This is a genomic window from Campylobacter portucalensis (assembly GCF_009690845.1).
Lineage (GTDB): Bacteria > Campylobacterota > Campylobacteria > Campylobacterales > Campylobacteraceae > Campylobacter_B > Campylobacter_B portucalensis.
The window spans coordinates 58,516-82,800 of the sequence record NZ_VWSJ01000006.1 but is presented as its reverse complement, the minus strand read 5'-3'; the positions used below and the strand labels follow the sequence as shown (position 1 = coordinate 82,800).

Here is a 24,285-nt window from a genome sequence, read left to right as displayed (position 1 = left end):
CTATTGATGCTTATTTAATTCTTTAAAAGAATTTGATGAGTATATTAAATTTTCTAAATCAAAAGCTATATTTGAAACATCAATTACATCTTTTAAAGTAATGCCATTGAGTAAATTTAAAGCCCTTTGTTTATTATAAATTTCTGTATCAAAAAGCAAAGCACCAGTAATTTCACTTAGCCAAAACGATGGCTCTTCATATGCTTTTTCAAGAGCTACTTTTTTTATAAGTTTTATATTATTTAACTCTTTTTCATCTTTAAATTTAGTTTTTAAAAACGAAATTCTATCTTTGACCATCTCTACTATTTTATCGCTATCTTTTGGCTCGCAAGTCCAAGAAATTTTTGTATAATTTTGATTAAAAGGTAGTTTTTCTAAATTTGAATAGGCATAAATTCCATAAGTTAAAGAGTGTTTTTCTCTAATCTCCTCTCTCATTAAAACATTTAAAATTTCAGTAGCAATACTTAAGCTCATATAATTTTTTGGTGTAAAATCCAGATTTTGCCCTTTTATAAAGATTGAAGATTTTGCTACATTTTCACTCAAATAAAATCTTTTAAAAGTAGCATTTTTATTCAATCCTCTAATATTGTCATCTAAAATTTTGGTTGAGTTTTTAAAGCCTTTTAAATTTCCAATATAATTTTTAGCTATTTTTATAAAATCTTGTGCTTTCATATCGCCCACAAAAACAAAATAATACTCTCCTGCATTCTTAAAATTTTCACTTAAAAAATTTCTTAATTTAGAAATTTCTATATTTTTAATATCATCTTGTGATGTAAATTTCATCTTTAAACTATTTTTATAGTAAAACTCATTAAATTCTTTAGCAAATTTATAATCTGGATTCTCTTCATTTTTTTTCAATGCATCAAGAGATAAAGTTTGATAATTCTTAAGATAATTTTCATCTATTTTTGGATTTTCAAAATCAACATAAAAAGCTTTAAAAAAATTTTCTAAATCCGAGCTTCTAACACTGCCAAAATATCCAAGAGAAATTCTATTTATAAATTTAGAAAAATTAAAAATTTCGCCAGCTGTTATAACTCCAACTTCATAATTATTAAATTCACCAATACCGCTTCCATTTGAGATATCAACGGCAAAATTTGGATTTTTTATATCTTGGAAATTTGTCAAACCACCCTTTTTAAAAGCTTTAAAAAATATCTCATCTTTTTTAGTTGCTACCTCTTTAAAAACAAGTTTTGCACCATTTTCAAATTCATAAAAATATATTTGATTTTTATCATCATAAAAACTGCTCTTAATATCTACATTTTTAAGCTCTTTATCAAGAAGTGAATTAGGAAGATTTTTTGAGAATTGATTATTAATTTTAGAATTTGAAATAATTTTCCTAAAATCATCTTTACTTAAAAAAACTGGATTTTTAGAAATTAAGCTGATCAAAACACCATCTGATTTTATCAAATTTCTAAATTTCTCTTCAAGCTCATTTAAAGTTACATTCTTAATAAATTTATCATTTATCAAATATCTATCTTTTTTGCTCAAAAAAATAGTTTTATTTTCAATTAAATTTAAAATATTAAATACTATTTCATCGCTTACTAACGTTTGATTTAGGATATTTAAATTCTCTTCTAAAAGCTGTTTTTTGATAGTTAAAAAATCATTTTTATTAAAACCATTTTCTTTTATATCTTTAATTAAAGATGAAATTTTATCTATACTGGCGTTAAAATCATTCCCTAAGACAGAAGCGCTAAAGGTGAAAAGAGTTTTTTGATTATAAAATTCAGATGGATAAAAATTTATATCAATAACGCTATTTGCATTAAATTTTTGTGCTTCATTTCTCATAAAAATAAGTCTTGAAATAAAATCATAAATAAAACTCTCTTTTAAATTTTCTAATGAATTTAAAGGCTTAGACTCGCTTTCAAACATCAAGCTAACAGAGTTATTGTTGATTTCTTTATCATGTGCATTAAAAATTACCAAATCATTAAAAAAACCAATTTTTTTATCAACAAAATTTATCTCGCTTTTATTTTTAAATTCATTAAAATTCTCTTTTATATACTTAATCATCATATCCTTATCAAAATCACCAACAACAACAAGGCTTGTATTTTGTGGTTGATAATATCTATCATAAAATCCCCTTAAAAGCTTAGGTGTTGCATTTAAAACAACATCCATTTTACCAATAGGAAGGCGATCTTTATAGATGCTATCTTTAAAATAATATTTTAAATTTTGTTCAGATATTCTAGTGTAAGCATTTCGTCTATTTTTTTCTTCTTGTGCTATAACTCCTTTTTCAGCTTCAACTTCATCTTCTGTAAATTTAGCCAAGAAGCCCATATTCGCTAAAACTTTTAAAGCTTTTTGTATATTTTCATCACTATTTTTAATATTTAATTTATATGTTGTCTCATTGAAACTTGTAGCAGCATTTAAATCGGCACCAAATTTAACACCCAAACTTTCAAGTGCTTTTATGAGATCATTTTTTTCAAAATCTCTAGTTCCATTAAATGCCATATGTTCCACAAAATGTGCTATTCCTTGTTCATCGTCTCTTTCATCACTAGAACCTGCTTTGATATGCATTATCATATTTATGCTATTTTTTGGAATTTCGTTTTTATAAAGATAATAAGTTATACCATTATCCAATTTGCCTATTGTTAAATTCTTATCTATATTAAGCCCAAAACAAATACTTAAAAAAACAAAACATAAAATAAATATACTTCTCATTATTTCATCCTTGATAATTTTTTATCTATAAAATTTGTAATGTAGTTAAAAATTAACTATTTTATCAAATATACCTTCAAATTTAGCTATTATAATGCCTTCTCTAAGACCATCATCAATAACTAAAAAATCACTATTTTCAAAATTTTTCAATAAAGATTTTAATAAAATTATTCCGCTAATCACCAAAAATGATCTATTTTTGCCGACCAACTCATCTGATTTTTGATCATCTAAATTTATTAGCAATTTCATAATATTATCAAAATCAATAAAATTAATAAAATTTCCATTTACTAAATTTGAATTATATTCATTATAATTTAACCCCATTTTTAAAGCTGCTATTGTCGTTGGAACTCCAGAAGTTAAAACTAAATTTGAAAATGATAAATTATTTATAAATTTCCTTGCATTTTTTGTAACAAAATTAGCTTGTTTTTGCATTAAAGATATATCTTTATACTCATTAAAAAATCTTATTATACCAAATTTAAAACTCTTATAATTATAATTAAATGATATTTCAGTACTTGCTCCGCCAAGATCTATGCAAAGCAAATTTGAAGTACTAAAACCTAAAATTTTAAGACGATTTTTAATGGCAATTTCTACAAATTTAGCCTCACTTATACCACTTATAATATAAAATTTTATACCAAATTTAGAGTAAATTGCATTAAAAAACAAATCGCTATCGCTGGCCATTCTAAAAGCTTCAGTAGCCACTGCTACCACTTCAAATTTAGAATAATCAAAAATTTTAGTTGATGCCTTTAGAGCTTTTAAAATTCGTTTTTTTGCAAATAAATCCAGCTTTGAACCTTGCTTTAAATTTCTAGCACTGCCTACGATAAATTCCTTTGATAGTAATATCTTGTAATTTTTATCCATTAAGGCAATGCGTAGAGTATTTGAGCCTAAATCAATTCCTATAACCATAAATCAGATAGTAGCATATCTTGCCCAAATGCAAGCTTCTACTGAATTTAATTTTTCAATAATATCTTTATCGACATATTCATCAACAAGAACAACCGCCAAAGCATTGCCTTCTTTTCCACGACCTAGTCTAAAATCTGCTATATTTATTTTAGAATCAGCCAAAATAGCACTAATATCTCGTATAAAACCCGGCACATCTCTATTTTTTAAAAATATCATTTTACCTTTTGGTTTAAAGTCTGTTTTAAATCCATTAATTTCTATAATTCTCTCTTCGCTTTCGCCAAAAACAGTTCCGCTAACTTCTGAAATTTCACTATCAGTGATGATTTTAACAGTTACTTTGCTTTTATAACCAGTGCCACTAACAGCAATAGCATCAGTTTTAATACCTCTTTCATCGGCCACAAATTTGGCATTTACATAATTAATCACATCACCTAATTGATCCCTTAAACATCCAACCAAAGCAAAAGTTAAAAGCGGCTTTAAATGCTCACTTATACTACCTGCAGCTTCCACTTTAATGGCTTTTATTTGAGATTTATTAATTTGACTAGCAAGATATGATATTTTTGAAATCAAATCTAAATATTTTTTTACCTTGAACGGTAAATTTTCTGTATTAATAGGTAAATTTAAAGCATTTGGATAATAGATTCCACGTAAAGAGCTAATAGCTGCTTCAGCGGCTTGTCTTGCAATATTTTGCTGAGATTCAATAGTATTTGCACCAAGATGTGGAGTAGCACAAACATTTTCAAAATTTAATAATTCATGATTTGTGGCTGGCTCTTTCATAAAAACATCTATGCCCAAATATGCTATCTTTCCACTTTTTAAACCAAATATTAAAGCGTCTTCATTCATCAAACCGCCTCTAGCACAATTTATCAATCTAACACCATCTTTCATTTTAGATATTTCATTATCGCTAATAATATCTGTTGTTTCTTTTGTTTTTGGGGTGTGAATAGTGATAAAATCGCATTTTAAAATTTCATCCAAATTAGAAGTATATAAAGCTCCTAAATCAACAACTTTTGATGGCTCAATATAAGGATCATAAGCAATTACTTTCATACCAAAAGATAACGCCCTAATACCAACCCTTGAACCTATATTTCCAAAACCAATTACACCAAGAGTTTTACCATAAAGCTCGCAACCGTACCACTTTTCTCTTTTCCAAATTCTATCTATTTTAAGATCATTACAAGAATTTACATATTTTCTTGCTGAATTTAGTAAATGGCACATAGTCATTTCAACTGCTGCTATAGTGTTTGCAGTAGGAACATTCATAACAACTATTCCTCTTTTTGAACAACTTTTTATATCAACATTATCAACACCAACACCAGCTCTTACTATAGCTTTTAGCTTTTTTCCTGCATTTAAAAAATTCTCATTGATTTCTGTAGGACTTCTGGTTATAGCAATATCAGCAGATTCTAATTTTTCTAATAGTTGATCTTTAGGCGTAGAAGATGCATCTATGATTTCAAAACCTTTTTCTTTTTTTAAAATTTCAAAGCCAACTTCGTTTATGGCATCGCATATTATAATTCTTTTCATGATATATCCTTTAAAAGAATTTAGCCCCAATGGGGCTTTAGAATTTTTAAGAAAGTTGTTCTTTTATGATGTCGCCTATAGTTAGCTTGTCACTATTTTCTTTATTGATTTCATTTAAAACAGCTCTTTCTTTTTGTCTAGCGAGCCTTTTTACACTTAATCTAATTTTATTTCTTTTTACATCAATATTGTCAATAGCTGCTTCAACTTCATCTCCAACATTTAAAGATTCTACATCTAAATTTCCACAATCTTCTTTTTTAATTAAAGCATCAACGCCGCTATCAAGCTCAACAAAAACACCAAAATCTTTTTTATCTTTTACCTTACCTTTAACGATATCGCCTTCTTTTTTATCTGTAACATATAAAGCAATAGGTCCATCAGTAAGCTCTTTATGGCTTAGTGAAACTTTTTCTTGTTGGGAATCTATTTTGATGATTTTTACTTCTATTTCAGTATCTTTTTTAAATAAATTGCTACATTTTGAATTTCTATCCCAAGATGCATCTTCGTTATGTAAAAGACCCTCAATACCACCTATTCTAACAAAAGCACCAAAATCAGTTATAGATGTAATTTTTCCAGTCACCACATCACCTTCTTTATATTTTTTCAAAAATATTTCAAAAGGTTTTTCTAATAATTTTTTAAGACTTACTCTCAGTCTTCTATCTTTTATATCTATTTCTATAATTTCAACATCTATATTTTGACCCTCTTTTATAAAATCGGATGGACTTTTTATGTTTTTATCCCAAGAAATTTCACTAATATGCAAAAATCCTTCTATATCATTTCCTAAATCAACAAAAGCACCGTATTTTTCAATATTATTTACGGTTACATTTATTACATCACCAACCTCTAAACCATTTTCTAAAATCTCATCCCAAGGATCTGGCATAGCTGACTTAATAGATAAAGAAAGATGTTTTTTATCATCATATTTTATAACTTTTACCGGAACTTTATCGCCTTCGTTGTAAATAGAGCCAGGATTTACAGGTCCTTTATAGCTGATTTCACTATAATGAACAAGTCCATCAACACCGCCAACATCTACAAACATACCATAAGTAGTTATTTTCTTAATCGTACCTTCTATAATGTCATCATTTTTAACTATTTGATTAATAATATCTCTTTTAGCCTTTCTATCTTCGTCTAAAAGTTTTTTTCTAGATACCAAAATACTGCCACTATCTACTTTGAATACTTTGACTTTATAAGTTTTACCAATGAAAGAATTAGAATCTTTTAATGCACTTTGAGATTTAGGCATAAAAAATTCAACACCATCGCTATTTAAACAAACATAACCACCTTTATTTTTAGATTTTATTTTAACTTCTATAATATTTTGATCATTTTCGTTATAATTTTCAATAAATTCAGCAACTTTTTGCATTTTTTTAACTTGTTTAAAAGACAAACTAGGTTTTCCTCTAGCACTGCCTGTCATTAAAACCTCTATATCATCACCCTCTTTAAAGATGATATTTCCATTCTCATCTTTTACTTCTTCAATATTTAAAACGCCTTCTATTTTTTTACCAACATCAACAAAAACCTGATCATCACTAATAGCCATTATCTTGCCTTTTATTATGCCACCATTTTCTTTTTGTTCTTTTTCATTAGAGTACTCTTCTAAAATAGTTGCAAAATCCATACCTTCAAGTTCTTGATCTTTTTGAACTTTTTCGTTCACCTCAGCCATTGTTTTCCCTTTTACATATTATTTTTATTCTATGAATAAATTTAGAGTAGATTTTATTTAAAATTTGCTTTATATTTTATTAAATTTAAAAAATTTTAGAAATTGTTTTATAAATTTGCAAAATTTGAATCATATTTTAAACTATTTTTTTTATTTTTTCTATAATTTTTTTTATAATCCAATCAGGAGTACTTGCTCCTGCACTAATTCCGCACAAATTTTTATCCAAAAACCACTCTTTTTTTAATTCATTTTCATTTTCTATATGGTAGCTGTCTTTACATAAAATTTTAGATATTATGTGGAGTTGTTTTGTATTGGATGAGTTTTTTCCGCCAACTATTATCATAACATCAGCCCTATTTGAAAGTTCTCTAACTGCTTCTTGATTTTCTAAAGTGGCATTACAAATAGTATTAAAAATTCTAACCTCTTTTACTCTTGTCATCAAATAGCCAACTAAATTTATATAATCTTCAATCTTTTTGGTAGTTTGAGAAATAACTGCTACTTTTTTACCTAATTTTTTATTTTCTAACTCTGCAGCACTTAAAACAACAAAAACATTTCCGACAGAATAGCTCATTACTCCTTTTACTTCTGGATGATTTATATCTCCAAAAATTACTACATCATATCCTTTTTCACTCATATTTTCAACAATACTTTGAGGCTTTGTTACAAAAGGGCAAGTTGCATCTATGATATTTTTATTTTGATCTTTTAAAATTTTAAGATCACTTTTTGTTATTCCATGGGTTCTTATAATAACTTTATTTTCATTTTTCATCTCATCAATAGTATTTAAGGTTTTGACATTAAAATTTTCTTTTAATCTTCTTATTTCTTCGCTATTATGGATAAGCTCTCCATAAGTAACACCATCTTTTGAATTTTCGGCTATTTTTATAGCTCTTTTTACACCAAAACAAAATCCATAACTACTAGCAAGCTCAATCTTCAACTATAACTCCAAGCATTTTTAAAATGTTTTTAAAATTTGGAAAAGATGTATTTATACACTCATCATCTTCTATTATCATTCCATTTTTTAAACCTAAAATAGCAAAACTCATAGCAATTCTATGATCTCCAAATGAGTCAATGATGGCTGGTTTTAGATTATTTGTTCCAACAACTTCAAATCCATCTTCAAATTCCTCTACAAAAACCCCGCATGCCTTAAGAGCTGCAACAGTTACTGAAATCCTATCACACTCTTTTACTCTCAATTCTTTAGCATTTCTTAAGCTACTTTTTCCTTTTGCACAAGCAAAAGCAACCGCTAAAGCCGGTGCTTCGTCTATCATCCACGAAATATTTTGACTAACTTCTACTCCGTTTAAATGTGCATATTCTACAATGATATCTCCAACTTCTTCATATTTATTTGAAGTTTGTTTAAACTCGATTTTTGCACCCATTTGTTTTAAAATTTTATAAGCTTCAATACGAGTTTTATTTAAAATCACATTTTTCAAAATAACTTTTGAATTTGGTGTAATTGAAGCTGCTACAGCAAAATAAAATGCAGAACTTGGATCGTTTGGAATTTCGATTTCAAGAGGATTTAAAGGCTCTTGTAAAGGCTTTATCTCTAAATTTAAACCATCTTTTTTTATGTTTGCACCCATCGCTAAAAGCATTTTTTCGCTATGATCTCTGCTTAATTCAGGTTCGCTAAATTTACAACCATTGCCTTTTAAAGCCGCCAAAATAAGAGCTGTTTTTACCTGAGCGGATGCGATTTTGCTATTATATTCAAAATAATCAAGCTTTTTGCCTCTAATACAAATAGGAGCTTTATCTCCATTTTCTCTACCATCAAATTTAGCACCGACTTTACTTAAAGGTTTTGATACTCTTCTCATCGGTCTTTGATTTAAATATTTATCACCATTTAAAACAAAAAATCCCTCTGTTCCAGCCAAAAGTCCCATAAAAATTCTCATTGCAGTGCCTGAATTTCCACAATCTAAAATTTGACTAGATTCTTGAATTGAACTTGGAGGAGTGATTAAAATTTCACTCCCATTTCTAATAACTTTTGCTCCTAAATTTTCTATTATTTGTAAAGTATGTATAGTATCTTGAGCTAAAAGATAGTTTTTTATAATAGAAGTCCTATCGCTAAAAAGAGAAAAAATAGCACTTCTGTGAGATATTGACTTATCAGATGCAATCTCGCAAATACTAACATCAAATTTCTTTTTTAAAGCATAAATTTTCATCTAAGTCCTATATTTAAATTTTCTTTTAAAGACGATAAAATAATATCAATCTGAGATGATATATCTCCATCTTCTAAAGTTTTGTTCATATCTTGAAAAATAAAATTTATAGTAATACTTTGATTTTCTTTTAATTTCTCATCACTATAAATATCAACTAGATTAAATGATTTTAAATTTGATATTTTTAAATCTAAAATACACTTTTTAATCTCATCAAAACGCATATTTTTTGGAGAGATAATACTTAAATCTCTACTTATGCTAGGAAATTTTGAATAAGGCTTGGCAACTATTTTATTAAATTTAAGTTTATTAAATTTAATCTCACAAACATAAGTTTTTCCTAAATCTTTTTCTTTTTCAATATTTAAATTTAACCTTCCTATATATCCAACAATAACACCATCAATTACAATATCTGCTTGTTCAAATTCACTTAAATATGGAATTTTTTCATCTCTAACTTTACAACTAAATTTACCTATAACACTGCTAATTTTACTAGCAAAAGATATAAAATCAAACTCTTTTGGCTTAGATGAATTTAACAAACTAGGTTCATTTTGCAAGCCGCTTGCTAAAAATGCAATATTATCACTTTGATTAGCATTTACATCAAATACAGCACCTATTTCAAAAAGTTTTATTGATTTTTTAGAATTTTTAAGATTTCTTTCACATGCTTTTAATAAATGATTTAAAAGAGTGGGTCTAAGCATATTTAACTCACTATTTATAGGATTTTCTAAATATACTTTACATTTTTTAAATCCTAAATTTAAAAGCTCTATTTCATTATCAAAAATATAAGATATGCACTCAAAAAATCCAGCAGATACTGATTTTATCTTAATTTGTTGTTTATTTTTGTAATCAAAATATGATTTATTTAATCTATTTTTCTCACTAAAATTTAATGGCTTTGATTCTATATTTTCAATACTAACTATCCTAACTATCTCTTCAGCAATATCATATATATTTTCTATATCATGTCTATAAGATGGCACTTTTGCACTAATAAATTCTTGCTCTACCACAATTTCAAAACCTAATTTTTTTAAAATTTTAACAGCATCATTTCTAATTATCTCCTTTCCGATAATAGAATTTATGCTATCAATATCAAAACTTATTATTTTTGGCTCAAAATTTTGAACTATTTGTTGAGAGCCACTATAAATAGCAACTCCTTGCATTTTTGATAAAATATTAAATAGATAGCTTTGTCCTAGTTCAAGTTTTGGCTCACTTCCTCTTGTGGATCTATAAGAGTGTTCATCTGGTGTTAAATTTTTATCTTCATTTATAGCTAATGATATGATTTTTGGATCTGTATAATTTGCTTCTACAATAATAATTTTAGTTTCATCTGAAATTTTAGCAAAATCCATCTGAGAAATCCCTGTTTTAGATAAACACTTATCATCTAAATAAACACAACTATAACCAAAAGCATCATCTTTTATATCTATAGTGATTTTTTCTTTATCTCCTAAAAGTTTTTGGGCATCATAAGCTCTTAATAAAACTCCAGTAGTGTGTGTTACATACGATAAAATGCTTTCAATACAAGATTTTTTTTCTATCTCAGCAAATTTAACTCTCAAATTTTTAATACTATCTAAAAATATAGGATTTTCAATGCTAAAAGCTTTATATTGAAAAGTACTTTTTATTTTATCGCTAGTATGAATTCCAATAAGCCTACCAATCCCTAAAAGACCATCTTTTTCTGAATAAATCAAAGGTTTTAAATTTAAATTTAGTGCCACACTAAGATCTCTTGCTACACCATAAACACTCAAACAATCCCCTCTGTTTGGTGTTAATTCTATTTCTATTATATCATCATTTATTGATTGATATTCTAGCAATTCTTTACCCAAAACAAGCTCACCAATGCTATCATCTAAGATCCAAATTCCATCATTTATTTTAGGAAGCCCAAGTTCAACGCTAGAACAAATCATCCCGTTGCTTTCTATATCTCTTAATTTTGTTGGCTTTATAATAAGTCCATTTGGTAATTTTGATCCAATTAAACTTACTGGCACATATTGACCAGCTTCTACATTTTTAGCACCACAAACTATTTGTAAAATTTCAGTCCCAACATCCACTTCGCAAATACTTAATTTATCGGAGTCTTCGTGTTTTGTCTTGCTTTTTACATAGCCAATTACCACGCCTTTTGGAATTCTAATCTCTTTATAGCTATCAACTTCAAGTCCTATAGAATTTAAAGTTTTCACAATCTCTTCTAAATTAATTTTTGAAATATCTATCCACTCATTTAACCAATTTCTAGTTACTATCATTTAAACTGCTCCAATAATCTTAAATCTCCCTCAAATAAACTTCTTAAATCAGGAACGCCATGTAAAAGCATAGCAAATCTTTCAACCCCTAGCCCAAAAGCATATCCACTAACATTTTTATAATTTACAAATTTAAATACATTTGGATCAACTACCCCGCTTCCTAAAACCTCAAGCCAACCCGTGTGAGAACAAATTCTACAACCACTACTTTTACAAAATATACAACTTATATCAACTTCAGTTGAAGGTTCCGTAAAAGGAAAAAAGCTTGGTCTAAATCTTACTTTTACATCTCCAAACATATATCTTAAAAAATCTTCTAAAATATACTTTAAATTTGCAAAACTTACTTTATCCTCCTCTTCTACAACAAGTCCCTCAACTTGATGAAACATAGGAGTGTGAGTTAAATCAAAATCCCTTCTAAAAACAGCCCCTGGAGCAATCATTCTAATAGGTGGCTTGAAATTTTGCATAGTTCTTATTTGAACTGGGCTTGTGTGAGTTCTAAGAAGCCTTTTATCATTCATATAAAATGTATCTTGCATATCGCGTGCTGGATGATATTTTGGTAAATTTAAGGCTTCAAAGTTATGAAAATCATCTTCTATCAAAGGGCCATTTTCAATACTAAAATTTTGAGCTATAAAATAATCTATAATCCTATCCATAGTTATGGTTACTGGATGTAAAGCACCAACACTTGGTATTTCATCAAACATAGTTACATCAATTGCTTCATCTTTCATTCTTTGGAGAAGCTCTAAATTCTCAAGCTCTGTTTTTTTTAAAGAAATAGCATTATTAAAAGCATCTTTTTTTTTGTTTAAATTATTTGCAAATTCCTTTTTTTCTTCATTTGCTATATCTTTTAATTTTGCAAATTCTGCAGTAATTAAGCCCTTTTTTCCAAAAATTTCAACTCTGATTTTATCAAGAGATTCTAAATTATCGGCTTTATTTATTCTAGAAATTAATTCATCCACTTATTATCCTTGAAAAAAATTTTTAACATTCTATAAAAAAAATGATAAAAATAAGGTAAAGTTTGAGTAAAATTTTCATTTTTTTGTAAAATAAATACAAATTTTAAATTTATGTAAATTTTTAAATCAACTTTGGGTATAATTACCAAAATTGAAGGAGTATTTTATGAAAAATGTGTTTGAAAGAATTGTCGATGGCGAAATTCCATCAAATAAAGTCTTAGAAAATGAGAATTTTTTAGCATTTCACGATATCAATCCAAAAGCACCAATCCACATTTTAATCATACCAAAAAAATGCTATAAAAATTTTCAAGAAGTAGATGCTGGCATTATGGAACAAATGACTAAATTTATAAAACAAGTTGCTATTAAAATGGGACTTGACAAAAAGGGCTATAGACTTATTAATAATTGTGGTGAAGATGGAGGGCAAGAGGTAATGCATTTACATTTTCATATGCTTGGTGGCACAAAACTTCCTTGGGAGCATGCAGCTGGACACAATGCAAAAGATGAGTTTTAATAAATCATAATAATCTTAAATTTAGCAACTAATAAATTCTGAAATTTTATCAAAATTTAGTAGCCTTAAATAAGATGATAAAGTTGTTGCTAAATAATATTTAAATTTAAAAAATCTTCCTTATGTCTAGCAATATATTTAAATTTACACTAACTTTTATAATAAAAATTGGTTGAATAAAAATAAAATACCAATTTTACGGTAGTTGAATTTAGATATTATGGCTATTAACTAAAGCTAATAAATTACAAAAAACTTAAGAAATTTAATTTATTAAATTTATATCACATTTCAAATTTCTCATAGTTTAATGTAGCAAATTTATATTTTGGTTAGTTTCAGTCCAACTTGATATAATGTTACCTAGCAAATTTAACCCTAAGTTTGGTTTAGGAGACTGAATATTTATCAATTAAATTTGCCAAATTTTTATTTGTAGCTGCTATTTGTAAATCTATTAAAAATTCTGTGCCTTTTGTATTTGGTCACTTTAGATCATCGGCTGTGAGATTTATCTTACTTTCATCTTTGAATTTTCGATTTATTGTATCGACACTAAAATTTAAATCAACCATTAAATTTAAAGTGCCGTCTGTTTTTTGTAAAGGTGCTTTGTAGGATTTGAGAATTTCTATTTCCTAAATCTTTGTTGATTTGGGTTGCGTTTAAATTTAGGCTTTCAATGTCAAATTCATTTAAAGTTTTTAGTTTATTGCTTTTTTAAAATTCCATTTGAGTTTATGTCTTGCCAGATTTGGAGTTTGTCTAAGTTTTTATCTAAATTTGAGATAATTTCGTCATTATTGCTATCAAATTTGCTCAAAGCGTTAAAGCCATCTTTTGCTAGATTTGAATTTGTTGTGTTATTTGAAAGTGGAGTAAAATTGCCAAATAGTTCGCTTCTGTTGTCGATATTTCCGTTTAAATTTCTATCAAATACTAGCATTTCATCATCTCTACCTATCAAAGATTTAAATGAAATTTTATCTAAGTTGTGGTCAAAATATACTCAATTATTTAAAGTAGTTGTTTTTATGCCATCACTATCTAAGATAAATAGATCGTAGATGATAGCAAAGGGATGGTTGAGGTAAGGTAACCAAAAGCCTTTTATCTCTTATAGCCACTTTGAGTCTTTGTCTTACCAATGAGAGTCAAAGGGATTTAAAAAATAAGAAAGTAAATCTAGTGTATAATTTGGCAGAATGTTTCCGGTAATGTATTCGCCAAATTTTCCGCACAATAAACCACCGCTAATAACACCATTATTCCGCCAGAAAATCCTAATTTTAAACCAACTTTACCACCAGCTAAAGCTCCAACCCAACTAAAAACTTCTTCAACTTCAAATTTTAAAAGTTCTTTTGCGGTATTATCTAAATTTACTGCTTTTATTGCATCGATAAGCATAAGGGGTTTATTTGCACCGCCAGTTGCTTTTGCAAAACTCTTACTAGCATCATCTAAATAGTCAATACCATCTATAGTTTTATCCAAAGTTGTGTTATATGCATCTAGTCCTATGCCAGCACCATTATTAAGAGTAAAGTATTCATTTTTGCTATTTTTTATTTTTTTCTGCAGAGTATTTATTGATATCATGATTGGATAGTTTTATTTCTTCTATTATATTGGTAATATTATCCTTAAATATTTTTGTTATTTTAGCATATATTGTGTATTTATCCCATTTTTTACACAAAATAATTTCTGTTAATTTAATTTCATTTAGATTATTTTTTGTTTTATTTATTAAAACTATATAATCATTCATTTTTTATTCTTTTTAAAAATATCATATGCATAATCAATCCATATAAATGGTAATTCTGCTAAGACAAACGCTAAAAATACTTGCCAAATAAGCATAATTATAAATGATCCAAATCTAGCTTAAAAAAGATTTGATATATTTATATGAAAAAGCCCACTGGCTAAAGAGTCATTATAAAAGTATAAGCCATAAATCATATATCCAATTAAAAGCGACATTAAAACAAAAACGCTAAGAATAGTATCAAGCTTTTTTGTATTTTTTTTGTTTTTGATTAAATTCCACCGTGATTTGGATATATTAAACATCCCAAACTCATAAACTCTATAATAAAAATGGTTGTATGCTATTCCAGAGATAGAGATAATGCTTATAATACTCATCAAACATACATAAAATACAATATTCTCTGGATATATAGGGTTTGCTCTTAAGATTTCTAAAAGTGGAATATCTTTAAAAGGTTTCCAAAAAAAGGGTAAAATTTCAAAGATATTGCCAGGATTTATAAATATACTAAACACATAAGCCAATACGTATAAAGATAGCCATAATATCTCTTTTTCTTTGAGATATGCTACAAGTTTTTTAAATTTAATCCTTTTACTTTCTGTTTTTTACGCTATAAATTTATAACTTCTAAAATTATAAATATTTTTTGTTAAATTTTGGTTAATTATTATTGAGTTTTTAAATTTGGGATTTGAGGGTATTAATTTCCACATTAAAGTGGAAATTAAATTAATTTTTACTTCCAAAAATTTTCTTCATCGCTTCAAAAAATAGCTTAGTCAAACCTTTGTATTCTGAAATTTTATCTATATAATCATTATATGATGTATGATTTAGCTCTAAAAAATTCTCTAAAAATTCACCACTAGCTCTAATGCCGCCATCTTTTTCTATCTCAATTAATTTTTGATAAATAGGCTCAATCTGTTCTATAGCTTTTCTTGGTGCTGCTCTTCTATATGCAGTGTGTGCGGTGATTCTATGAGTTAGCGCATCATAAGTTGGTTCAAAATCAGTCATAACCCAATAATATCTACCATCTTTAGCTAAATTTTTAACAATAGCTTTAATATTTTTGCCCTGATTTATCCTATCCCACATAACTTTAAAAACTATTTTTGGCATATCTGGATGACGAACTATATTATGAGGCTGACCGATAAGCTCTTCTTTAGAATATCCACAAACTTCCATAAAATAGTCATTTGCAAAAGTTATTACGCCTCTCGGATCCGTTTTTGATACAATATATCTTTTGGAATCTAATTGTATCTCTCTATTTAATGGTTGAGGTTTTTGCATATTAATCTCCTAAGTAATAAAATCTTTGCGGATTTTAGCATAAAACAACTTAAAATTTTATACAAAGATATTTTTTGTTAATTTTTATGATATAATTACTCAATATTTTAATATCAAGGAAGAGTTGTGAGCAAAACCAAAACTATCGATAGACTGAAAAAATGCATTGATGTACAGTCATTTATTATGATGAGAATTAAAAACTCATTAATCAAAGGCAGAGAAAAAGAAATAGCTGATTTATTAGGGCAAGAGGATAAATTTGCAGAGATGTTTTTTGATAAAAGCTTCAAATTTGAAGAGTTATTAGGAACCATTTTATATAATGGTATATCTACATATTATAATGACTGGAAGCTTCATTGTCAAAGAATTTTTTCGGTGTATGTAAAAGATATTTCTAATAAAAAGAAAGTAAAATTTAATAAAGTGACTGAAATGGATTTAGATATAGTTGGATGTTTTTATGATGATTTAGTTGTTTTAAATGACAAATTAAAAAGCCAATGCGAAACAGCACTTTTTAGACTACATGCATTAGGCGATGAGAAATTTTAATTTCTCATCGAATTTTATCTATCTTCTTCTTGATATGCTTTTAAGAAAGCGTAAATTTCATCTTTTATTTTTAATTTTTCTTGTTTTACAGAATGAATTTCCTCATCTTTAGCATAAGAATTTTGAAGATTTACAACTTTGTGATCTAGCTCATCATGCTTTGCCATAAGAGAATCAAATCTTGCATTTTTACCCTTTAACTCAGACATAAGATCTCTATACTCGTGAAACATTTGCACTCCTTAATAAAAATATGCAAAATTCTACTCAAATTTTGCTTAAATTACTATTTAATTGTATCTTTTTTAGACATATCTTAAATCTTGAGGTTTATATTTGCCATTTATCAATTTTCTTGTAAAATTTATACCCTCTGCAGTGCCTATAACTAATAATTTAGAACCCGTTCCTATCAATGCATCACCGCTAGGCATAGGTATAAACTTATCATTTTCATCACGTATTCCTACAATATCAGCACTTGTGATTTCCCTTAAACGAGTCTCTTTTAATCTCTTAAACCTTACCCAAGAATATTCTGGAACAATAATCTCCTCTATATCAATTAAAGAATCTTTTTGATATAAAAATCTATCTAAAATATTTTCCATATCTGGTCTAACACTAACAGCACTTAATCTTTGTGCGGCTAATTTTGAAGGAAGCACTACAGAATCAGCACCTAATTTTTTAAGCTTATCTGAGTCGCTATCATTGGCAGCTGTTGTCATTATAAAATATGGTTTAATAAGCTCTAATTCTTTTTCATAAAGTCTTGCAGTGGCTATTATGGCGATATTATCTGCTATATTTGGACTAAGAGCTATAATGCCTTTAGCACTTGATAGATGTGATTTTAATAAAGAGGACTCAGTGTGAGGTTCGCCAACTATAAAATAAGGATATCTCTCTTTTTTTGCTATATCTATTAAATTTGGCTGAGGATCTATAACTACAAAAGGGATGTGATTTTCTCTAAATTGTTTTACTAATTCTATCGTAAAATCATTATGATAACATATAACAAAATGATTTTTTAATCTTGCTATTTTATAAATCATATTTCTCTCTCTTATGATATTAAGTAGGGTGCCTTTTTTTAAAATTTCTATAAAAACACCAAAAGAAAACATACAAACTCCAAAACCAGCAAACATAAAAACAACAGCAAAAATTCTACCAGCAGGCGTAACATTAGAAGCTTCAGTAAAACCCACAGTTGTAAAAGTCATACCAGCTTGATAAAATCCATCAATTAATGAAAAATCACTAAAAAATATAAACCCTAAAGTGCCAATTAACATCATAAAAACCACTAAAATAAGCGGTAAACGAAATGGTTTTAGTTGTTCATAAAGCTCAGTATTGATATCTATATCTGGTTTTGAAGTTTTAGTCCAATTGAGGAATTTTTTAGCTTTATCGAGAGAAAGGCTCATTCCTCTATCCGTAAAAATACTATTTAGAAACTTTTTTCATAGTTCTTAAAGTAGAAGCTGCAACTTTTATTCTTTTTGTTGTGCCATCTTCCAATACTACACGAACACTTCTTAAATTCGGTAAAAATCTCTTTTTTGTTTTATTGTTTGCATGGCTAACATTATTTCCTACTAAAGCACCTTTGCCTGTTATCGCACATCTTCTTGCCATTTTCTATCCTTTTTAAAAAAATTAAAGAGCAATTATACCAAAAAAACTTCAAATTTCTCTTAAAAAACATATATTTTTAAATTTATATATTTTTATGGTAAAAATTGATAAAATGTCGGGATTAAAAATAAAGGAAAAATATGTATGTAGCACCCAGTATTTTATCGGCTGATTTTGGGAATTTAAGTAGTGAAATAAAAAAGGTATGTGAATGTGGAGCTGATTTGCTTCATATAGATGTAATGGATGGACATTTTGTTCCAAATTTAACAATTGGTCCTATTGTCGTAGAAGTTGCAAAAAAAGCTAGCACCATACCTCTTGATATACATTTGATGGTAGAAAATGTTGGATTTTTTGTGGATATGTTTTTACCCATAAAACCTAAATTTATAAGTTTTCATATAGAAGAAGAAAAACATCCTTTAAGATTAATAGATCACATTAGAAACAATGGCGTAAGTCCTGCTGTGGTGCTAAATCCTCATACACCTATAAATTCAATAAAACACATAATAAATAGCGTAGATATGGTGCTTTTGATGAGTGTAAATCCTGGTTTTGGTGGGCAAAAATTTATTCCTAGCGTATTAGATAAAATCAAAGAATTAAAAGAGCTGATATACAAAACAAATTCAATCTGTATGATAGAAGTAGATGGCGGTGTAAATGGGTTAAATGTGCGTGATTTAGATAGTGCTGGTGCTGATATTGTGGTAGCTGGTAGCTATATATTTTCATCAAATGATTATAAAGCTTCTATAAATTCTTTAAAAGTTTGATAGTGCAACAAAAAGATAAAAATTTAGATTATTTAATAAATTTATTGGCAAATAAATCGATAAATTACTATGATTTTATAAAAATTTCAAATCAAATTTTACAAATTACTGAACTTTTTGAACCAAAAAATTTAGATATGTGGAAAACTCTTGGGCTTGAAATTTTAAAACTCAAAAATGGAAAAGTTACATTAAAAACAGCCAATACAAAAATTCAAAATGAGATTTTTTGTGTAGTTGATATAGAAACAAATGGCGGTATAAATAGCGGACAAATTATAGAAATAGGAGCTATAAAGTGCCAAAATGGAGTCATTTTAGATAGATTCGAAAGTTTTATAAAAGCAAACGAAATCCCACAAAGTATTCAAGAATTAACAGGCATAACTATTGAAAATTTAGAAAAAGCACCAACGCTTAAGAATGTATTAGAAAAATTTAAAATCTTTTTAGGAAGTAGTGTTTTTGTGGCACATAATGTTAAATTTGATTACAATTTTATCAGTAAAAGTTTAGAAAATTTAGGTTATGGGATGCTTTTAAATAGGCATATTTGCACTATTGATTTAGCTAGAAAAACAATACCATCACAAAAATATGGTCTTGAGTTTTTAAAAGAGTTACTTTATATACAAAATACTCATCATAGAGCTTTAAGTGATGCCATAAGTGCATTTGAAATTTTTAAATACTGTTTAAACAAAATTCCTCCAAATATAAAAACAACTGAAAATTTAATAAAATTTTCAAAAACTGCAAAAAATCTTAAAATATCGACATTATAAGGATAAAAATGGAAAATATTTATACTTTAATAAATTTAGATAATTTTGAGCATAATTTTAAAAACATTAAATCTTTATTAAATGATGGTGTTAAATTTTGTGGCGTAGTAAAAGCTGATGCTTATGGGCATGGAAGCGTTATGATTTCTAAATTTTATGAAAAATTGGGGGCTGATTATTTAGCAGTTTCAAGACTCAATGAAGGTGTTGAATTGAGAAAAAATGGAATAAAACTTCCAATTTTGCTTCTTGGATTTTGTGAAAATATAAAGGCTTGTTTAAAATACAATTTAGAACTTCCTATTTATAATTTAGAAATGGCAAAAGTAGCAAATAAAATCGCAAAAAAAAACTCAAAAATTTTAAAAATTCATATTGCAATTGATACAGGAATGTCAAGAATTGGGTTTTTACTAGATGATATCTTAAAAACAAAAGATGAAATTTTAGAGATTTCAAAGCTTTCAAATTTAGAGATTTTGGGTATTTTTAGCCACTTTTCAAATTCAGATTCAAGCGATCATAAATTTACGAACTTGCAAAATGAAAAATTTACTCAAATCATAAATTTATTAGAACAAAACTCACTTTTTATAAATTTAAAACATATATCAAACTCAGCAGCTACTATAAATTTTAAAAATTTTCAATTTAATATGGTAAGGGTTGGATTGGCAAATTACGGCTATTATCCATCAAACCATACACGCCATAAACTAAATTTAAAGCCCGTTATGAGTCTAAAAGCAAAAATAATAAATATAAAAATTCTACCAAAAGATAAATTTATAAGCTACTCACTAACTTACAAAACTAAAAATTTAGAAAAAATTGCTACTGTAAATATCGGATACGCAGATGGTTTTGCAAGGATTCAAAACTCACCTGAAATTTTAATAAAAGGCGTTAAATGTCCTGTTGTAGGTAGAATTTGTATGGATCAATGTATGGTAAAAATACCACTTAATATGGATGTTAAGATAGGAGAATTTGCTACTATTTTTGATGAAAATTTAACAGCAGATGAAGTGGCAAAAAGATCAAATACCATAAGCTATGAAGTGCTTTGTTCGATGCAAAGAAGAATTCCTAGAGTTTATGTAAAAAATGATAAAATCATAGAAAAAATAAACTATTTAGATATTTAATTTGCAAATTTAAAAGATAGTTTTAAATAATATTTTTAATTTATTTATAGTGTATTTTTAGAAAAAATATAAAATACCTCATTTTAAATATTGGAGACAAAAATGAACTACGATTTTGCAATAATTGGTTTTGGAAAGGCTGGAAAAACTTTAGCAATTAAAATGGCAAATATCGGAAAAAAGGTTGCTTTGATTGAAAAATCTAAAAATATGTATGGCGGAACTTGCATAAATATCGGCTGCATTCCTACAAAAAAATTATTAAATTTATCAAAAGAAGCAAGATTTTATGAAGATAAAAAAGAGTATTTTAAAAGTGCTATGAAACAAAAAAATGAGCTAATAACTACTTTAAGAGCAAAAAATTATGCAATGCTAAATGATAATAAAAATATAGATATTATAGATGGCGTTGCAAATTTTTTAGATGAAAATCACATAAATATAGCACAAGATAATGGTAAAAATATAACCATAAGTGCCAATAAATTTATCATAAATACTGGCTCTTATGATAAAATTCCATCTATAAAGATAGATTCTAATCAAGTTTATACTAGCAAAGAGATTTTAGATATAGAAAATTTACCTGATCATTTAGTGGTTATAGGTAGCGGTTTTATAGGTCTTGAATTTGCCTCGATGTTTGCAAATTTTGGCTCAAAAGTTAGTATATTAATAAGAAAAGATGAATTTCTTCCAAATGAGGATGAAGATGTAAAAAACAGCGTAAAAAATGAATTAGAAGCTCAAGGTATAGAAATTTTGCTTGAAGCAAAACCTCTATCAATCAATAATGACACAATTATTTATAAAAGCAAAGATAGTGAAATCTCTTTAAAAGCAGATGCATTTTTGCTTGCAACAGGAAGAGTTGCAAATACAAAATCACTAAATTTAGAATCTGCAAATGTAAAACTAAATAGCGATGAAAGTATAGTTGTAAATGAATTTTTACAGACTACAAATCCAAATATTTACGCAGTTGGTGATGCAAAAGGCGGTGAGTTTTTCACATATATATCTCTTGATGATTATAGAATAATTTTTTCACATCTCTTTGGAGATAAAAAAAGAACTACAAATAATCGCCCAATTCATGCAAATGTATTATTTACAAATACGCCTCTAGCAAAAATTGGTTTAAAAGAAAAAGATGTATTGGATAATGACTCTATAAATATCTTAAAACTCCCTCTTGCCAACATTCCAAATGCAAAAATTTTAGGAAAAGAGAGTGGATTTTTAAAAGCTATAGTTGATACAAAAAACAAAAAAATCTTAGGTGCTACTTTTCATTGCATAGATGCCCATGAACTTATAAACGAAATAGCTCTTATTATGCAACTAGATGCAGATATAAGTATTTTTAAAAATCAAATTTTCACACATCCTAGCATAAGTGAAGCACTAAATGATTTATTTGCAAATGCATAAAGTGTCCATTTTAAATTATAATCGAGTAAATAAATTTTTATCGACTATTTTATAGGGCTTTAATGCAAGCTTAAATTTTTATGTTTTAGATAAATTTAGAGATTTAAATCTCTAAATTTATAACTAGTCTGATATTAAAAGAGGTAAGCGTTTTCTGGTTTCAAATTTATTACCGTAATTTTTAGCAAGATAGCTTATTATTGTATTTTCCATCTCTGGATCTAACTCCCAAAGCCCTTCACTTCTTTGCATCCATCTTATGATATCTAACCATCCTTGTTTTGTTGCTTTTTGATTTGTTATTAAATTTGCACTATGGCACGCTATACAATTTGCTGCTACTATATCCCAGCCATCATCAATCTTTAATCCGCTTTCTAAATCTATTTCGTTTGCAAAAATAACACTAAAAATAGCAAACATAAAAAATATTTTTTTCATATAATCTCCGTTTATACAAATTTCGCTAACTATAAATTTAGAGCCTAACTAACAAAAACAGCAACTCTATGACAAGAGTTATTTAAATATCCTTTTGGATTCCACGCTCCTAAGACCATCGGTTGAGATACGCCGTTATTATCGGTTGCTCTAGCCCAAACTTCATAATAGCCCTCTTCTTTAAATTTTATCTCGCCGACAAATTTTTGCCATGCAAGGCGATTTAGCGGTTTTTCTAATTTTGCTTTTATCCAAGTAGCACCAAAATCAATGCTTATCTCAACTTTACTTACTTCTAGCTCACCTGCCCACGCTTTTCCACGAATTTCTAGTTTATCATTCTTAGAGATTTTTATTTTGTTTTGTGGATAAGTTATTACAGATTTTATTGGCATTGATTCTATTATGCACATATCAACACCTTTTGCATCGCTTCCTGGAGCTACTGGATGGCAAGGTACTTGATATGAACCCATCATCTTTTCTCCATCGTGAATTTTATTTCTAATGCTAATTTTTTTAAGCCATTTTCCAGAAGCAGATGCTGGATATCCACCACAAACCAATCTAAGAGGATAGCCATTCATTAAAGGAATATCTTTTCCTTCGTATGCAAAAGCTACCAAAGTCTCATCACTCATCGCTTTAGAAATCGGAACACCGCGACTTATTGGATTTTTCGATGTATCACCATTTAAAGGTATATCAACGCCATAATATCCAACATAAATTGCATCATCTTTTATCCCGCAACTTTTTAAGATATCGCCAAGTCTAACGCCAGTCCAGCGACCACAATAAACAGCACCAACGCCCCACTGAGTCCCCATAGTACCTGGCACAACTTCTCCTCTTCCATTGCCACCACATTCAAGAGTTAATGCATAAGTGTAGTGTTTAAATTTGGTTTTTAACTCATCAAGAGTAAAAATTTTTGGATTTAAACAGCTCTCTCCTGTAATTTCTAAAGTCCATTTTTTTGGATCAAGTACGCTTTTTTCAGGTGGAAGTCCATTATTTCTTACAAAAACATACTCAGGTTTTGTAAAATCATCATCAAGCAAATGTGCTGGCGTTTCGCCTGTTATTGGTCTATCATTATGAAAAATAAGATCCGATTTTCCTTCTAATTGAAAATTTTCTAATTTTTCAGCTGCTGCTGGAACTAAAAAATTTGGAAAATTATCGCCAAAAGGAACCTTAGTACCTATTATTGAAGCAAAAGCCATAAGAGATGTATTTTTTAAAAAACTTCTTCTTTTTTGATAATATTTTTTATCTTTAATCATTTTTAAACCTTTCATAAAATTTTAAAATGATTGTATTTTAAAAGCT

General features: G+C 27.7%; 24 protein-coding genes. 6 read left to right on the top strand and 18 right to left on the bottom strand.

What is annotated here, in order from left to right; translation table 11 throughout:
• The 8 genes from F1B92_RS02575 to pheS form a co-directional block, all read right to left on the bottom strand.
• A complete protein-coding gene (locus F1B92_RS02575) occupies positions 1 to 2,745 on the bottom strand; it encodes a M16 family metallopeptidase (protein ID WP_154570349.1) in 2,745 nt (914 codons plus the stop codon).
• Positions 2,746 to 2,790: 45 nt separating this feature from the next.
• Positions 2,791 to 3,687 carry a Ppx/GppA phosphatase family protein gene (locus tag F1B92_RS02570; protein WP_154570348.1) on the bottom strand — a complete coding sequence of 299 codons (897 nt, stop codon included), beginning with the start codon at positions 3,685 to 3,687 and terminating at the stop codon, positions 2,791 to 2,793.
• A 3-nt stretch (positions 3,688 to 3,690) separates the two neighbouring features.
• The gene (serA, locus tag F1B92_RS02565) at positions 3,691 to 5,271 is read right to left on the bottom strand and encodes a phosphoglycerate dehydrogenase (protein WP_326833077.1); all 1,581 of its coding nucleotides are present in this window, start codon (positions 5,269 to 5,271) and stop codon (positions 3,691 to 3,693) included.
• 43 nt (positions 5,272 to 5,314) lie between these two features.
• Positions 5,315 to 6,991, bottom strand: a complete 1,677-nt coding sequence (locus F1B92_RS02560) for a 30S ribosomal protein S1 (protein ID WP_154570346.1) — start codon at positions 6,989 to 6,991, stop codon at positions 5,315 to 5,317.
• A gap of 136 nt (positions 6,992 to 7,127) precedes the next feature.
• Entirely contained in the window at positions 7,128 to 7,955 is an 828-nt protein-coding gene (locus tag F1B92_RS02555; protein ID WP_154570345.1) for a 4-hydroxy-3-methylbut-2-enyl diphosphate reductase, read from the bottom strand.
• Positions 7,945 to 9,222, bottom strand: a complete 1,278-nt coding sequence (aroA, locus tag F1B92_RS02550; RefSeq protein ID WP_154570344.1) for a 3-phosphoshikimate 1-carboxyvinyltransferase — start codon at positions 9,220 to 9,222, stop codon at positions 7,945 to 7,947. Before aroA ends, F1B92_RS02555 begins: the two co-directional genes overlap by 11 nt.
• Positions 9,219 to 11,546: a phenylalanine--tRNA ligase subunit beta gene (gene pheT / locus F1B92_RS02545; RefSeq protein ID WP_154570343.1), complete on the bottom strand. Its 2,328-nt coding sequence runs from the start codon at positions 11,544 to 11,546 to the stop codon at positions 9,219 to 9,221. The genes aroA and pheT overlap by 4 nt, the downstream gene beginning before the upstream one ends.
• The gene (gene pheS / locus F1B92_RS02540) at positions 11,543 to 12,535 is read right to left on the bottom strand and encodes a phenylalanine--tRNA ligase subunit alpha (protein WP_326833073.1); all 993 of its coding nucleotides are present in this window, start codon (positions 12,533 to 12,535) and stop codon (positions 11,543 to 11,545) included. Before pheS ends, pheT begins: the two co-directional genes overlap by 4 nt.
• Before the next feature lie 166 nt (positions 12,536 to 12,701).
• Here pheS and F1B92_RS02535 point away from each other — a divergent pair, with 166 nt between their 5' ends.
• Positions 12,702 to 13,061: a histidine triad nucleotide-binding protein gene (locus tag F1B92_RS02535; RefSeq protein WP_154570342.1), complete on the top strand. Its 360-nt coding sequence runs from the start codon at positions 12,702 to 12,704 to the stop codon at positions 13,059 to 13,061.
• A 709-nt stretch (positions 13,062 to 13,770) separates the two neighbouring features.
• Here F1B92_RS02535 and F1B92_RS02530 read toward each other — a convergent pair.
• The 5 genes from F1B92_RS02530 to F1B92_RS02510 all read right to left on the bottom strand — a co-directional run bounded on the left by F1B92_RS02530 (position 13,771) and on the right by F1B92_RS02510 (position 16,149).
• Positions 13,771 to 14,007, bottom strand: a complete 237-nt coding sequence (locus F1B92_RS02530) for a hypothetical protein (protein ID WP_229770887.1) — start codon at positions 14,005 to 14,007, stop codon at positions 13,771 to 13,773.
• A gap of 239 nt (positions 14,008 to 14,246) precedes the next feature.
• The gene (locus F1B92_RS02525) at positions 14,247 to 14,663 is read right to left on the bottom strand and encodes a hypothetical protein (RefSeq protein ID WP_154570340.1); all 417 of its coding nucleotides are present in this window, start codon (positions 14,661 to 14,663) and stop codon (positions 14,247 to 14,249) included.
• Complete coding sequence (locus tag F1B92_RS02520; protein WP_154570339.1) at positions 14,623 to 14,835, bottom strand: hypothetical protein; 213 nt, start codon at positions 14,833 to 14,835, stop codon at positions 14,623 to 14,625. The genes F1B92_RS02525 and F1B92_RS02520 overlap by 41 nt, the downstream gene beginning before the upstream one ends.
• A gap of 119 nt (positions 14,836 to 14,954) precedes the next feature.
• Entirely contained in the window at positions 14,955 to 15,359 is a 405-nt protein-coding gene (locus F1B92_RS02515; protein ID WP_154570338.1) for a hypothetical protein, read from the bottom strand.
• A 217-nt stretch (positions 15,360 to 15,576) separates the two neighbouring features.
• Complete coding sequence (locus F1B92_RS02510; protein WP_154570337.1) at positions 15,577 to 16,149, bottom strand: PAS domain-containing protein; 573 nt, start codon at positions 16,147 to 16,149, stop codon at positions 15,577 to 15,579.
• Between the two features lie 126 nt (positions 16,150 to 16,275).
• Between F1B92_RS02510 and F1B92_RS02505 the strand changes: the two genes are divergently transcribed.
• Positions 16,276 to 16,707, top strand: a complete 432-nt coding sequence (locus F1B92_RS02505) for a hypothetical protein (RefSeq protein WP_154570336.1) — start codon at positions 16,276 to 16,278, stop codon at positions 16,705 to 16,707.
• Between the two features lie 14 nt (positions 16,708 to 16,721).
• On the opposite strand, the gene F1B92_RS02500 is transcribed toward F1B92_RS02505, so the two are convergent.
• The 3 genes from F1B92_RS02500 to rpmB form a co-directional block, all read right to left on the bottom strand.
• Positions 16,722 to 16,940, bottom strand: coding sequence for a YdcH family protein (locus F1B92_RS02500; protein WP_154570335.1), 219 nt, complete (start codon positions 16,938 to 16,940; stop codon positions 16,722 to 16,724).
• Positions 16,941 to 17,012: 72 nt separating this feature from the next.
• Entirely contained in the window at positions 17,013 to 18,146 is a 1,134-nt protein-coding gene (locus F1B92_RS02495; RefSeq protein ID WP_154570334.1) for a potassium channel family protein, read from the bottom strand.
• 19 nt (positions 18,147 to 18,165) lie between these two features.
• Entirely contained in the window at positions 18,166 to 18,357 is a 192-nt protein-coding gene (gene rpmB / locus F1B92_RS02490) for a 50S ribosomal protein L28 (RefSeq protein ID WP_154570333.1), read from the bottom strand.
• 140 nt (positions 18,358 to 18,497) lie between these two features.
• On the opposite strand from rpmB, the gene rpe reads away from it, so the two are divergent.
• The 4 genes from rpe to F1B92_RS02470 all read left to right on the top strand — a co-directional run bounded on the left by rpe (position 18,498) and on the right by F1B92_RS02470 (position 22,509).
• Entirely contained in the window at positions 18,498 to 19,139 is a 642-nt protein-coding gene (gene rpe / locus F1B92_RS02485; protein WP_154570332.1) for a ribulose-phosphate 3-epimerase, read from the top strand.
• Positions 19,140 to 19,141: 2 nt separating this feature from the next.
• The gene (locus tag F1B92_RS02480; RefSeq protein ID WP_326833072.1) at positions 19,142 to 19,924 is read left to right on the top strand and encodes a 3'-5' exonuclease; all 783 of its coding nucleotides are present in this window, start codon (positions 19,142 to 19,144) and stop codon (positions 19,922 to 19,924) included.
• Positions 19,925 to 19,932: 8 nt separating this feature from the next.
• Entirely contained in the window at positions 19,933 to 21,072 is a 1,140-nt protein-coding gene (alr, locus tag F1B92_RS02475; RefSeq protein WP_154570330.1) for an alanine racemase, read from the top strand.
• A 102-nt stretch (positions 21,073 to 21,174) separates the two neighbouring features.
• On the top strand, positions 21,175 to 22,509 hold the full coding sequence (locus tag F1B92_RS02470; protein ID WP_154570329.1) for a dihydrolipoyl dehydrogenase family protein: 1,335 nt from the start codon (positions 21,175 to 21,177) through the stop codon (positions 22,507 to 22,509).
• A 123-nt stretch (positions 22,510 to 22,632) separates the two neighbouring features.
• Here the strand turns inward: F1B92_RS02470 and F1B92_RS02465 are convergent, their stop codons facing one another.
• Together F1B92_RS02465 and F1B92_RS02460 are read right to left on the bottom strand one after the other, a co-directional pair.
• The gene (locus tag F1B92_RS02465; RefSeq protein ID WP_154570328.1) at positions 22,633 to 22,950 is read right to left on the bottom strand and encodes a cytochrome C; all 318 of its coding nucleotides are present in this window, start codon (positions 22,948 to 22,950) and stop codon (positions 22,633 to 22,635) included.
• Positions 22,951 to 22,994: 44 nt separating this feature from the next.
• Positions 22,995 to 24,236 (bottom strand): sulfite oxidase, encoded by a 1,242-nt coding sequence (locus F1B92_RS02460; RefSeq protein ID WP_407643623.1) that lies wholly within the window; start codon positions 24,234 to 24,236, stop codon positions 22,995 to 22,997.
• Positions 24,237 to 24,285: the final 49 nt, after the last annotated feature.

Bases quoted from the DNA above. Each gene is read 5' to 3' on its own strand.
- rpe (WP_154570332.1), top strand. From the start codon at position 18,498: ATGTATGTAGCACCCAGTATTTTATCGGCTGATTTTGGGAATTTAAGT.
- F1B92_RS02560 (WP_154570346.1), bottom strand. From the start codon at position 6,991: ATGGCTGAGGTGAACGAAAAAGTTCAAAAAGATCAAGAACTTGAAGGT.
- aroA (WP_154570344.1), bottom strand. From the start codon at position 9,222: ATGAAAATTTATGCTTTAAAAAAGAAATTTGATGTTAGTATTTGCGAG.
- alr (WP_154570330.1), top strand. From the start codon at position 19,933: ATGGAAAATATTTATACTTTAATAAATTTAGATAATTTTGAGCATAAT.
- F1B92_RS02520 (WP_154570339.1), bottom strand. From the start codon at position 14,835: ATGAATGATTATATAGTTTTAATAAATAAAACAAAAAATAATCTAAAT.
- F1B92_RS02495 (WP_154570334.1), bottom strand. From the start codon at position 18,146: ATGAGCCTTTCTCTCGATAAAGCTAAAAAATTCCTCAATTGGACTAAA.
- F1B92_RS02470 (WP_154570329.1), top strand. From the start codon at position 21,175: ATGAACTACGATTTTGCAATAATTGGTTTTGGAAAGGCTGGAAAAACT.
- rpmB (WP_154570333.1), bottom strand. From the start codon at position 18,357: ATGGCAAGAAGATGTGCGATAACAGGCAAAGGTGCTTTAGTAGGAAAT.
- pheT (WP_154570343.1), bottom strand. From the start codon at position 11,546: ATGATAGTAACTAGAAATTGGTTAAATGAGTGGATAGATATTTCAAAA.
- F1B92_RS02465 (WP_154570328.1), bottom strand. From the start codon at position 22,950: ATGAAAAAAATATTTTTTATGTTTGCTATTTTTAGTGTTATTTTTGCA.
- F1B92_RS02575 (WP_154570349.1), bottom strand. From the start codon at position 2,745: ATGAGAAGTATATTTATTTTATGTTTTGTTTTTTTAAGTATTTGTTTT.
- F1B92_RS02570 (WP_154570348.1), bottom strand. From the start codon at position 3,687: ATGGTTATAGGAATTGATTTAGGCTCAAATACTCTACGCATTGCCTTA.
- F1B92_RS02525 (WP_154570340.1), bottom strand. From the start codon at position 14,663: ATGATATCAATAAATACTCTGCAGAAAAAAATAAAAAATAGCAAAAAT.
- F1B92_RS02510 (WP_154570337.1), bottom strand. From the start codon at position 16,149: ATGCAAAAACCTCAACCATTAAATAGAGAGATACAATTAGATTCCAAA.
- F1B92_RS02500 (WP_154570335.1), bottom strand. From the start codon at position 16,940: ATGTTTCACGAGTATAGAGATCTTATGTCTGAGTTAAAGGGTAAAAAT.
- F1B92_RS02535 (WP_154570342.1), top strand. From the start codon at position 12,702: ATGAAAAATGTGTTTGAAAGAATTGTCGATGGCGAAATTCCATCAAAT.
- F1B92_RS02530 (WP_229770887.1), bottom strand. From the start codon at position 14,007: ATGCTAGTATTTGATAGAAATTTAAACGGAAATATCGACAACAGAAGC.